Source organism: Streptomyces sp. NPDC060205, from assembly GCF_042728395.1.
GTDB lineage: Bacteria > Actinomycetota > Actinomycetes > Streptomycetales > Streptomycetaceae > Streptomyces.
The window spans coordinates 1-11,470 of record NZ_JBHWZP010000295.1; the positions used below are offsets into that span (position 1 = coordinate 1).

The 11,470-nt window shown below is 71.6% G+C and carries 12 protein-coding genes; 4 read left to right on the forward strand and 8 right to left on the reverse strand.

Going from position 1 to position 11,470, the window contains the following annotated elements; translation table 11 throughout:
- Positions 1-24 precede the first annotated feature (24 nt).
- The 3 genes from ykgO to rpmG all read right to left on the reverse strand — a co-directional run bounded on the left by ykgO (position 25) and on the right by rpmG (position 713).
- Positions 25-147 carry a type B 50S ribosomal protein L36 gene (gene ykgO, locus ACFWGJ_RS34920; protein ID WP_266451931.1) on the reverse strand — a complete coding sequence of 41 codons (123 nt, stop codon included), beginning with the start codon at positions 145-147 and terminating at the stop codon, positions 25-27.
- A gap of 97 nt (positions 148-244) precedes the next feature.
- On the reverse strand, positions 245-502 hold the full coding sequence (locus ACFWGJ_RS34925; protein WP_387332626.1) for a type B 50S ribosomal protein L31: 258 nt from the start codon (positions 500-502) through the stop codon (positions 245-247).
- Positions 503-548: 46 nt separating this feature from the next.
- Positions 549-713 carry a 50S ribosomal protein L33 gene (gene rpmG / locus ACFWGJ_RS34930; protein WP_107014951.1) on the reverse strand — a complete coding sequence of 55 codons (165 nt, stop codon included), beginning with the start codon at positions 711-713 and terminating at the stop codon, positions 549-551.
- Between the two features lie 282 nt (positions 714-995).
- Here rpmG and ACFWGJ_RS34935 point away from each other — a divergent pair, with 282 nt between their 5' ends.
- A complete protein-coding gene (locus ACFWGJ_RS34935; protein WP_387332628.1) occupies positions 996-3,935 on the forward strand; it encodes a SpoIIE family protein phosphatase in 2,940 nt (979 codons plus the stop codon).
- Positions 3,936-4,025: 90 nt separating this feature from the next.
- On the opposite strand, the gene ACFWGJ_RS34940 is transcribed toward ACFWGJ_RS34935, so the two are convergent.
- From ACFWGJ_RS34940 to ACFWGJ_RS34955, 4 genes are all read right to left on the reverse strand, one after another.
- A complete protein-coding gene (locus ACFWGJ_RS34940) occupies positions 4,026-5,561 on the reverse strand; it encodes a CHAD domain-containing protein (RefSeq protein ID WP_387332630.1) in 1,536 nt (511 codons plus the stop codon).
- Positions 5,562-5,621: 60 nt separating this feature from the next.
- Positions 5,622-6,593, reverse strand: a complete 972-nt coding sequence (locus tag ACFWGJ_RS34945; protein ID WP_387332632.1) for a pyridoxal-phosphate dependent enzyme — start codon at positions 6,591-6,593, stop codon at positions 5,622-5,624.
- A 160-nt stretch (positions 6,594-6,753) separates the two neighbouring features.
- Positions 6,754-7,071, reverse strand: a complete 318-nt coding sequence (locus ACFWGJ_RS34950; RefSeq protein ID WP_387332634.1) for an AzlD domain-containing protein — start codon at positions 7,069-7,071, stop codon at positions 6,754-6,756.
- Entirely contained in the window at positions 7,068-7,859 is a 792-nt protein-coding gene (locus ACFWGJ_RS34955) for an AzlC family ABC transporter permease (RefSeq protein WP_387332636.1), read from the reverse strand. The genes ACFWGJ_RS34950 and ACFWGJ_RS34955 overlap by 4 nt, the downstream gene beginning before the upstream one ends.
- Positions 7,860-7,908: 49 nt before the next feature.
- Between ACFWGJ_RS34955 and ACFWGJ_RS34960 the strand changes: the two genes are divergently transcribed.
- Positions 7,909-8,514 carry a CGNR zinc finger domain-containing protein gene (locus ACFWGJ_RS34960; RefSeq protein ID WP_387332637.1) on the forward strand — a complete coding sequence of 202 codons (606 nt, stop codon included), beginning with the start codon at positions 7,909-7,911 and terminating at the stop codon, positions 8,512-8,514.
- Here the strand turns inward: ACFWGJ_RS34960 and ACFWGJ_RS34965 are convergent.
- Complete coding sequence (locus tag ACFWGJ_RS34965) at positions 8,484-8,861, reverse strand: DUF952 domain-containing protein (RefSeq protein ID WP_387332639.1); 378 nt, start codon at positions 8,859-8,861, stop codon at positions 8,484-8,486. The genes ACFWGJ_RS34960 and ACFWGJ_RS34965 overlap by 31 nt on opposite strands.
- Before the next feature lie 143 nt (positions 8,862-9,004).
- Between ACFWGJ_RS34965 and ACFWGJ_RS34970 the strand changes: the two genes are divergently transcribed.
- Complete coding sequence (locus ACFWGJ_RS34970) at positions 9,005-10,621, forward strand: sulfite oxidase (RefSeq protein ID WP_387332640.1); 1,617 nt, start codon at positions 9,005-9,007, stop codon at positions 10,619-10,621.
- 98 nt (positions 10,622-10,719) lie between these two features.
- Entirely contained in the window at positions 10,720-11,379 is a 660-nt protein-coding gene (locus ACFWGJ_RS34975) for a fasciclin domain-containing protein (RefSeq protein WP_387332642.1), read from the forward strand.
- The last annotated feature ends 91 nt before the right edge of the window (positions 11,380-11,470 follow it).

Consider the following 11,470-nt stretch of genomic DNA (forward strand, 5'->3'; position numbering starts at 1 on the left):
GCCCTGTCCTCGTACCGCACCGCGTCAGCCCTGACGGGCCTTGAAACGCGGATCCTTCTTGTTGATCACGAAGACCACACCCCGTCGGCGCACCACCTGCGCTCCGGGCTTGGACTTCAGCGAACGCAACGACTTGCGCACCTTCATGACCGTGTTCTCCTCCCGCCAGGACTCCGGCCGGCCGTCATCGACCCACGAAGCCCATAGGCTCGTCGCCTCGTCGCCTCATCGGGTCGTCCACACGTCAGTTCGCCGACGCCGTACGGCCGTATCGCCGTTCGAACCGCTCCACCCGGCCCGCGCTGTCGAGGACCCGCGCAGTTCCCGTGTAGAAGGGGTGGCTGGCCGACGAGACCTCCACGTCGATCAGCGGATAGGTGGTGCCGTCCTCCCACTCGATCGTCGCCGTCGAGGGCGCGGTCGAACGGGTGAGGAACGTGGCGTCCGAGGCTCGGTCACGGAAGACGACCGGGCGGGACACGGGATGAATACCGAGCTTCATGGGGTTTCCTTCCTTGCAGCCGTACGCCGAGAGGCAACGGCCTGGTTCATCGCTCCTCGCGGAAGAGGACGTGCTCCCCCGCCACCCGGTCGTACTTGCGCAGGACCAGTCGGTCGGGGTCGTTCAGCCGGCTCTTCCGCGTCACATAGGTCGCACCGGTTCCGGCCGTGGACTTCAAGGTCACCACCGGACGCGTACCTCTGGCAGCCATGAACGCCTCCTTTCACACCCCGGACACCCACCTCAATTGATGGGGCCATGTCATTCACGTGCGGTATAACCGGGCCCCCGGTGGATGTATTCCCCCTCCGCCGAGAGCCCGGGACACCGGTTACGGAGTTGCCGTGAGGCGGATCCCGGCGCGCTCTTCTGCGAGGGTGCCTCGGCGACCCTGGCGGGCGGCGCCGAGCTCGTGGACCGAGCAGCGGAAACCGAGCGTAAGGGTCCTGCGAAGCAAGGTTTCGACCGAGGTCGGAGCGTTAAGGTTCGCAATATGAACGCACGGCTGGATCTTCTCCGCACGGTGGCCCCCGGTGCCACGGAAAGCGAGGTCTTCCGGCTGGCGCTTCAGCACGCGATGGGAGAGCTGGGCGCGCTGGGTGGAGCGATCCACCTGCGCGGGCCCATGTCCGCCCTGAGACTCGTGTCGGCGGCCGGCCTGCCGTCCGCCCTCACCCGTTCATGGGAGATCGTCGACCAGGAGGGGCCGTCCGCCCCGGCCCTGGCACTCCACCGGGGCAACGGCGTGTGGGTCCCCCTCGGCTCCGGCGAGATCTTCCGGACCGGGTCGGGCCTCGCGGCCCTGCCCGTGTCCAGTGAGCACCGCCGCATCGGCGCGCTCACCCTGCTGACGGGCGACCAGGGGGAACCCGCCCCCGAGCAGTGGGACTTCCTGCGGGCCGTCGTCGGCTGGGCCGAGGAGCGCATCCTCCAGGCGCCGGTGCCGTCCGGGCCCGTCCACACCGAACTGCACGGTGAACGTCTGCGGCAGGCGCTCAAGGAGGTCAGCGTCGGTTCGTGGGACTGGGACATCCGTACCGGTGAGCTGATCTGGGACGAGGCGGCCCTGGAGCTGTACGGCACCAGGCCCGCCGACTTCACCGGGCGGATCGAGAACTGGATGCGGATCGTGCACCCCGACGACCTGCCCCCCACACTCGCGGCGGCGCAGCGGGCGATCCGCGACCACACCGTGTTCGAGGCCGAGTACCGGGTGCGTCGGCTGGACGGCTCGTACGGCTGGACCCGGGCCCGCGGCCGGGCCACGTACGACGACGGGGGCGACGCCCTGCGGATGATCGGCGTCGGCTGGGAGAGCGACGAGTCCCGCAGCGCCCGTGACGCCCTCAGCCGCGCCCTGCGCCATATGAGCGACGGCTTCCTGTCCGTGGACGAGCGGTGGCGGATCACCTTCGCCAACCTGGAGGCCGAACGCACCCTGGGCTTCTCCGAGGAGGAGTTGTTCGGGCGCGTCCTGTGGGACCTCCCCTCCGCGCGACGGATCCCCGGTCTTGAGGCGCGCTGCCGGGAGGCCGCGGCCCAGGAGACGCCCGTCGGCTTCGACGTCCGCACACCCGGCTCCGGGACCCTCTACCACCTGCGGCTGGTGCCGGGACCCGACGGCCGCACCCTCTACTTCACCGACGTGACCGACAAACGGCGCCAGGCCGAGGAACGCCGCTCGGCCGAGTTGGCCACGGCCGAGCGGGCGGCCCGGATCGCCGAGCTGACCACGGATCTCGCGAAGGCGACGACCACCCAGGACGTGGTGGAGGCGGTCGCCCGGCGTGTGCTGCCGCCGTTCGCCGCCACCGGGCTGCTGATGCAGGTCGTCGAGGGCGACCGGCTCCACCACGTCGGTTCCGTCGGCTACCCGGACGAGTTCCTGGCCCTGCTCGAAAGCCGCCCCCGGGGTCCGGGCGACCCGGCATGGGAGCCGATCATGTCCGGCACACCACTGTTCCTGTCCTCCCCGGAGGAGTTCGCCGCGCACTCGCCGACCCGCGTCGACATGCCCGCCCGGGCCGGCAAACAGGCCTGGGCGTTCCTGCCGCTGGCCGCGTCCGGGCACACGTTCGGCGTATGCATCGTCTCCTTCGACCGGCCGCGCCTGCTCACCGACGAGGAACGCACCCTGCTGACGACGATCAGCGCCCTCGTCGCGCAGGCCCTGGAACGGGCCCGGCTGTACGACGCCGAACACGCCCGGTCCCGCGAACTCCAGCGCAGCCTGCTCCCCCAGGGGCTGCCCGAACTGGCCGCGTGCACGGCCGCCGCCCGCTATCTCCCCGCGGGCCAGGGCATGGACGTGGGCGGCGACTGGTACGACATCATCCCGCTCTCCGGCGGGCAGGTCGCCCTCGTCGTCGGCGACGTCATGGGCCACGGCCTGCCCGAGGCCGCCACCATGGGCCGGCTGCGCACCGCCGTGCACACCCTGGCCGACCTCGAACTGCCCCCCGACGAGATCATGAGCCACCTGAACGACATCGTCGGCGGCATGAACGAGGAGTCGTACGCCACCTGTCTGTACGCGCTCTACGACTCCACGACCCGGACCTGTTCCATCGCCCGCGCGGGCCATCCGCCGCCGGCCCTGGTCCACCCCGACGGCAGCGTCCACTTCCCGCAGCCGGCCGCCGATCCGCCGCTCGGCGCGGCGAAACCGCCGTTCGAGACGGTCGAGATCACCGTGCCCGAGGGCAGTCTGCTCGTGCTCTACACCGACGGGCTGGTCGAGTCGGCGAAGCGGGACATCGACGCGGGCATGGCCGACCTGGCGCGGCTCCTGCACACCACGCACGAGGACGGCACCGACGCGGACCTGGAGCGTCTCTGCGACACCCTGACGGCCGGTCTGCTGCCGGCCGACCAGCAGGCGGCCGACGACGCGGCGTTCCTCGTCGCCCGGCTGCACGCGCTCCCCGAGGACAGGATGGCGGCCTGGCCGCTCCCCAAGGACCCGAAGGCGGCGGGCCAGGCCCGGCGCCATGTCCGGGGGCAACTGGCCGACTGGGGCCTGGACGAGCTCGTACCGACCACGGAACTGCTCGTCAGCGAGCTGGTGGGCAATGTCGTACGCCACGCCAAGGGGCCTGTGCGGCTACGGCTGTTGTACGGTGCCGAGCTGATCTGCGAGGTCTTCGACGGCAGCCTGACGATGCCGCGTATCCGCCGCGCGTCCGAGAGCGACGAGGGAGGGCGCGGACTGCAGCTGGTCACGGCGCTCTCCGAGCGCTGGGGGGTGCGGTACACGCGGACGGGCAAATGCATCTGGACCGAGCAGGGGCTGCTCGGTCCGGACGGCCGGGCGGAGCCGACTCCCGACGCCGAGGACCTGGGGTTCGACCCGGGCCTGTTCGCGGCGGACCTGGACGCCCTGCTGTCCGAGGATTCCGGCACCTCCGCGGACTCCGGGGGCGCGGGCTCCTAGCGGCGTGGCCTCGTGGCGGCGTGGTCTTGTAGCGGCGCCGTCTCATAGCGGCGCGGTGCGGGTTGTCGGGGTTTCCGCTGTCAGGGGCTCCTAGCGGCCGAGCTTCTCGCGCGGGCCGGGATCCGAGGCCAGTTCCCACACGGAGGGCAGTTCCCGTTCCCTGTTCTCCGCGCGGGCCTGCTCGGTGCCGTACAGCAGGCCCCAGGTGAAGCCGGCCTCGCCCGCGGTCTGGGCGGCGACGGCGAGGTCCCTGAGGACGTCCCGGGCCACCACGCTGTCCTGGTGGTCGCCGAGCACCTTCTGCACCGCCTTGACCCGCTTGCCCAGGCGCTTGGCCGGCTTCCCGAGGGCCGGACGGGCCACCTCGCTCGCGTAGCGGACCTTCTTCGCCGCCTTGCGCGCCTCGTGCAGGGCCACATCGCGTTCGGGGCCGGGCGACAGTTCCAGGGCGTCGGTCATGCGTCCGGCCAGTCGCCCGTACTCCTTGAGGACGGCCTTGGACATGACCTTCTCGGCGTCCTTCGCGGCCCTGGCCCGCAGCGGCGGGTGTTCCAGCAGGCCGGCGAGGGAGTCGAGCAGGTCGAGATAGCGGCGCGAGCCCAGCGCGTCGAGGGTGCGCAGATGGGACTCCGTACTGTCGACGACGTTCCACACCCGCAGCCGTGCGCCGACGGGACCGAGGACCAGTTCCTCCGGCAGGGCCCCGATCTCCCCACTGAGCCGCGCCATCAGTACTTCCTGGTCGCGTTCGGCGCCCAGCTCGCCGGCCAGCCACTTCAGCTCGCCGCGGATCGCGTCGGTGACATCACGGTCGAGTACGGACCGGTACGACCGCAGACAGCTGCGCAGCCGGCGGCAGGCGACCCGCATCTTGTGCACCGAGTCGGGCCGGTCGCGTCGTACCGCCGGGTCCAGGGCGGTCAGGGCGCGGACTTGCTCCCGCACGTACGCGAGGACCTGGGCGCCCGCCCGGCCGTTGTCCGCGCCGGCGGACCCGGTGGGTGCGTCGGCCGTGGCGGTCACGGTCTCGTCGAGGGCCCGGACCAGCTTGGACGGGGAGTGCGCCCGGGCGATCCCCTTCTTGCGCAGCTTCTTCTCCACGGCGTCGAGGAGGGCGGGGTCCGCGTCCTCGGCCAGTTCGACCTCCAGCTCGTTCCACGCGGCATGCCGGCCGTCGGCGCGCAGGGACTGCGCGCGGACCGAGTCGACGCACAGCTCGGCACGCGTCGTGCCGTCGGCGTCAACGAGGTGGCGTACCAAGCGTGTTGAGCGGATACGGACCACCGGGGTCAGCCGCGCGCCGCGGGTGCGGGACCTGGTCAGATCGAGCAGGGCGTCCGGGACGGTGTCGGTGAGGGACGCGCTGATCTCCTCCCGACTGTCGCCCGACAGCGGCAACTTGAGATGCCACCCGGCGTCGGAGCCACCGGTCCTGCGGCGCAGCACGGCCGAGGAGCCGGACAGACGGAGATCGTCGGTGTCGTAGTAGACCGCGTCCAGTTCCTCGGGGCCGCGGTCGACGACGGCCGCCACACCGTCCACGCGCTCCAACTCGGGCAGCCAGGAGGTGTCCGCGGGTGAAGGGACCTCGTATTTTCGTTCTGTCTCTCGCATCGACTGGACCATGTAGTACCGGTAGACACAATCCACCGAACGAAACACGACTTGGGACAAGCCACCCCGTAATCAGCCGGTCCGGTGCATGTCGTCGGCGAACGCCAGCGCCTCCGTGTGCCCGAACAGCCCGGGGAGCCCGCCGGTGTGGATGAAGACGGTCCTGTCCCCCGGGGCGATCTCGCCGCGCCGGGCCGCCGCGATGAGCCCGGCCATCGCGCGTCCGGTGTACGTCGGGTCGAGCACGACGCCTTCCAGCCGGGCGCTCAGTGTCATCGCCTCCTCGACGCTCCTGCCGAGGCTCGCGTAGCCGGCGCCGATGTGACCGCGGTCGATGCGCAGATCGTCGGCGCGGACGTCCGGGGCATGCGGGACGGCGTACGACTCGACCCGTCGGCGGGCGTCGTCCACCGCCCCCACGTCGACGCCGAGCGTGCGCCGCGCACCCAGGCCCGCGACGAGCCCGGCCATGGTCGCCCCGGACCCCAGGGCGACGACGGCGGTCCGCAGACCGGGCACCTGGGCCGTCAACTCCTCGCCGCAGCGCACATAACCGCGGGCGGAGAGCACGCTTGAACCGCCGAACGGGAGCAGCGCCGGACGTGCCCCCTCCGTACGCAACCGGTCGTACACTCGGGCGGCGGCGTCCGCCAGCGCCTCCTGTCCCGTCACCCCGCTGAAGACGGTCTCGGCACCGAGGAACGCGTCGAGTACGAGGTTGCCGGACCGGGCCGCTCCCTGTTCGCCCGGGAACACCAGCACGGCGCGCAGACCGAGGCGGGCGGCGGCAGCGGCGGTGAGCCGTGCGTGGTTGCTCTGGGGAGCGCCGGTGGTGACGAGCGTGTCGGCGCCGTTCGCGAGCGCTTCGGCGACCGTCCACTCCAGCTTGCGGATCTTGTTGCCGCCGCCACCGAGTCCCGTGAGGTCGTCCCTCTTGATGAGCAGGTCGTCCCGCCCGAGACCCAGCGCTGCGGCCAGCCGGGGCATGGGCTCGACCGGGGTGGGCCAGGTGCCGAGCGAGAGCGGGGTGATCGGTTCGGACATGCCGGCGACTCCGTGATGTCGATCGATACAGATGGGTGTCAGTAGGTGTCGGTGGATGTCGATGCGGGGCGGGTGCCGCGGTCGGGGTCGGGGTCGGGGTCGACGGTAGCGCCGGTGCCGCCGTGCCGATCGGAGGCGGCCGGTCGGCCCCGCGTCGGCTTCAGCCCCAGGCCAGCCTGATGAGCGCCGTGACGACCGTCCCGGCGAGGATCGCGAGCAGCAAGGGCGCCCGCGACAGCCGGACGACCGCCACCGTGGCGAGCCCGATCAGCAGGGGCCCGTCCAGCCCCGTCCACCCCGGGCCCGCCACGTCGACGACGAGGAGCCCGGCGAGCAGCACCGGTGCGAGCAGCGCGATGACACCGCGCGCCGCCGCGGGCAGCTGCCGGTCCCCGAGGACCGCGGGCCCGCTCGCCTTGAACGCGAAACTGATCAGCGCGACGCAGACGATGGCCGACCACAGGTGCCACTGGTTCACGATCCGCTCGCCTCCTTCGCCTCGCGCGCGTCGTGCGTGTCGCGTGGTACGAGTCCTTTGCGCAGACCGAGCAGGGCCGCCGCGCTCGCCCCCAGCAGCGCGAGGCCGGCCGGTACCCACAGGACCAGCGCGGCGGCGAGACACGCGCCCAGCGCCGCCGCTGCCCGTGCCGCCCGCGACCCCCGCAGTTCGTCCAGCAGGAGCAGCAGGAAGAAGGCCGGGAAGACGAGATCGAGGCCGAGTGACTCCACCAGGCTCTCCGGCGGGGCCACGAGGACACCCAGGGCGGTTCCCGCCACCCACGCGGGCCACTGCACGGCGGTGGCGCCGAACAGTTTCCAGCGGTCGAAGCGTCCACCGCCCAGATGGGCGGCCACCCAGGAGCCGTCCACCACGGCCTGCCCCTCCAGCGCCCGGCGGATGCGGCCACCGCGCAGGTCCTTGGCCACGGCCACGCCCATCGGGATGAAGCGGCCGTTGATCAGCGCGGCCGCCGCGACGGCCGTCGGCACTCCCCCGCCGCCCGCCAGAGCGGTGGCGAGGGCGAACTGCGCGGACCCGGAGAACACGACGAGGGAGCAGACGATGGGGGCGAGGACTCCCCAGCCCTCCGAGCGGGCGAACGCCCCGAAGGTGACGGCCAGGACGAAGGCCGCCGCGGCCAGGCCCGTACCGACCTTGACGCCCGCGACGAAGCCCTGCCGGCGGGAGTCGCCGACCGCCCCCTGGGCCGACGCCGTCGCCGTTGGCGGTGTGGAGCCCTTGGCTTGCGGAGGTATCCGGTCCATATATCGAGGCTAACAGTCATCAGCGCCTATGGGTATTAGAATGCCGGGCATGGAAACGACCGCGTCGGCTCTGATCGGCGGTCACGTGGTGCTGGACTTCGCCAACACGATCGCGTGGCGGCTCGACGAACGGCGTACGGCCGACCGCGTGTCCGATCCCGCGACGCTGCTCACCTGGGCGGGCACGAGCGGTCTGCTGTCCGCCGACCGGGTCGACGCGCTCCTGGCCGTCGCCGCGCACGACCCGGACTGCGCCGCGGACGCGCTGCGGGCGGCCGGGCGGTTGAGAACGGCTCTGCACCGCCTGCTCGACTCCGCGGTGGACGGCCGCCCGCCCCGGCGCGAGGACCTGGCCGTGCTGCGCGGCTTCTTCCTGGACGCCTGGCAGCGGGCGGAGTTCACACCGGCCCTGCCCCTGCGGCCCGCACTGGACGTCACGGCGCCCATGGACGCCGTACGGCTACTGGCACTGGAGGCGGCGGAGCTGCTGTCCGGATCCCTGGTCCGGCTCCGGCGCTGCCAGGGGCCGGGCTGCGGATGGTTCTTCCTCGACCGCAGCCGCAGCCACACCCGGCAGTGGTGCCGGACCGGCGACTGCGGAAACCGTGAGCGGGTGCGGCGGCACTACGAGCGCTCGCGCGGCTCCCAGGGCTGAAGGCCCGCCGCCCGGCCGTCGTCGTCCCACCGGATCTCCAGGACGCGCTCGACGGCGTCCCGGTTCAGGGGCCCGAACAGATGGGGGAACAGGACGTCCGCGCCGACTCCGGGCGGCGGGGTGGGGTCCGCCGCTTCGAACTCCAGCCGCGCGGTGAGCCGGGCCTCGTCGAGGACCAGCGCGAGCAGCGGCCTGGGCGAGGACCGGTAGAAGGCGTTCACGACGGCCAGAGCGGTCTCCTCGTCGGGAGCGCAGTGGATGAAACCGTCCCGCGCGAGGGAGGCGGGCGCGTACGGGGCCTCGGGGCGGGCGCTCCACTCACCGAGCGGCACTACGTGACAGATCATGATCCGGTTATACAACAACGCAAATCCGTAGACCTGAAATTGCTTAATCCGTAGCCGGGGAGCCCGCGGATTGGTCTGAAAAAGAAGTGCGCCGGATCGGGTGATCGACCAATCCGCGCAGCAATCAGGACCGGATTCCCCACGTGACGGACGACAAGAAGCAAACGCGAATTACCCGCAGCCTGGTGCGGCCGGCGCTCGGTGCGCTCAGCGGCCTGCTCGCCGGTTTCGCCGCGCTCGCCGTCGCCGAACTCGTGGCCGCGGGGGTGCGTCCGCAATCCGGTCCCGTCATCGCGGTCGGGGGTGCGGCCATCGACCGCACTCCGACGCCCGTGAAGGACTGGGCGATCCGCAATTTCGGCACCAACGACAAACTGGTCCTGCAGCTCGGGATTCTTGCCGCACTGGTGCTGTTCGCGATCGCACTGGGCGTGTTCGCTCTGCGGTACCGGCGAACCGGGGCCGCGGGCGTGCTGGTCTTCGGTGTGGTCGGGGCTGCGGCGGCGCTCAGCCGCCCCGACTCGACCGGACTCACCGACGCGTTGCCCTCCGTGGTGGGCGCGGTGGTCGCCGCGGCGCTGCTGTACTTCCTGATCGGCAGGCTCCTGATCCGGAGCGAGGCGCCGAAGGACGCCGGTTCGGCGGGGGACGACTCGTCCCGCGGCGCCGGCTGGGACCGCCGCGGCTTCGTGGTCCTGGCGACCGCCGCAGCCGCGGCGTCCGCAGGGACCGGCCTGCTGGGCCGCGTCCTGAGCGGCTCGAAGAGCCGCGAGGCGGCGGCCTCACGGGCGGACGTCGTCCTGCCCGCCCCGGCCTCCCGCGCGGACGCGATCCCGCGGGGAGCCCAGCTGCGGATCCGTGACGTGAGTCCCTTCACCACCCCGAACAAGGACTTCTACCGCGTGGACACCGCTCTCGTGGTGCCCAAGGTGGACGCGACCACCTGGGAGCTGCGGATCCACGGCAAGGGGGTCACCCGACCGGTCACCCTGACCTTCGACGACCTGCTGCGGCGCGAACTGATCGAGCGCGACATCACGCTCACCTGCGTGTCGAACGAGGTCGGCGGCCCGTACGTGGGCAACGCCCGCTGGATCGGCGTACGGCTCGCCGACCTGCTGGCCGAGTTCGGGGTGAAACCGCCCTCCAAGGGCGGCCGTGCCGACCAGTTGGTGGCCCGTTCCGTCGACGGCATGACGATCGGCAGCCCCGTCGAGGACGTCATGGACGGCCGTGACGCACTCCTCGCGGTCGGGATGAACGGGGAACCGCTCCCCTTCGCCCACGGCTTCCCGGTCCGGATGCTGGTGCCCGGCCTGTTCGGTTACGTCTCGGCCTGCAAGTGGATCAAGGACATCGAACTCACCTCGTTCGACGACTACGACGCCTACTGGGTCAAGCGGGACTGGGCGCGGCAGGCACCCATCAAGACCCAGTCCCGGATCGACACGCCCAAGCCGTTCGCCCGCCCCAAGGCCGGTTCGGTCATGGTCGCGGGGGTCGCCTGGGCCCAGCACCGCGGTATCGACAAGGTCGAGGTGCAGGTCGACGACGGCCCCTGGCAGGAGGCCCGGCTCGCCGCCGAGGACTCCCGCGACACCTGGCGCCAGTGGTCCTACGACTGGCGGGCCACCAAGGGCGGTCACACCCTCACCGTGCGCGCCACGGACCGCACCGGCGAGGTGCAGACCGAGAAGCGCACCAGAACCGTCCCCGACGGCGCGAGCGGCCGGCACTCGGTCGTGGTCACCGTCGAGTGACAGCACGGACCAACTCCCCCCAGCCATACACCCCGAGCCACATGTCCGACCCCCGAATGAACGCAGCCCCGGCTGTGTCAACCCATAGGAGAAACACCATGAACACTCGCATCAGCCGTATCGCCGTGATCGTGGCCGCGGCCACCGTTCTCCCGCTGTCCCTCAGCGCCTGCTCCGACAGCGGCAGCGACTCCGCCAAGTCGGACTCCTCCAGCAAGGCTTCGGCCTCCGCCACCGAGTCCGACGACGGCATGGGCAGCTCGGGCGACACCGCGACGACGGACGAGCCGTTCGGCCCGGGCTGTGCGTCGGTGCCGAAGAGCGGTTCCGGTTCGTTCGACGGCATGGCCCAGGACCCGGTCGCCACGGCCGCCTCCAACAACCCGGCCCTGTCCACCCTGGTGACGGCCGTGAAGAAGGCCGGTCTGGTCGACACCCTGAACAACGCCAAGGACATCACGGTGTTCGCCCCGACCAACGACGCCTTCGCGAAGATCCCGAAGGCCGACCTGGACAAGGTCCTCGCCGACAAGGCCACGCTGACGAAGATCCTCACGTACCACGTCGTGGGTCAGAAGCTCGCGCCGAAGGACCTGGAGAACGGCTCCTTCCCGACCCTGGAGAAGTCGAAGCTGACGACCTCCGGCTCGGGCGAGTCCTACAAGGTCAACGACTCCGCGAAGGTCGTCTGCGGCAACGTGAAGACCGCCAACGCCAACGTCTACATCATCGACACGGTCCTGATGCCCACCAGCTGACGGACCTTCCCCAGCCGGCCGCCCTCGGGGGACGGCGGCCGGCGGCCGGGCTCTCCCGTGACGGGGAGGAGACAGGGGTGGCCGGGACCCC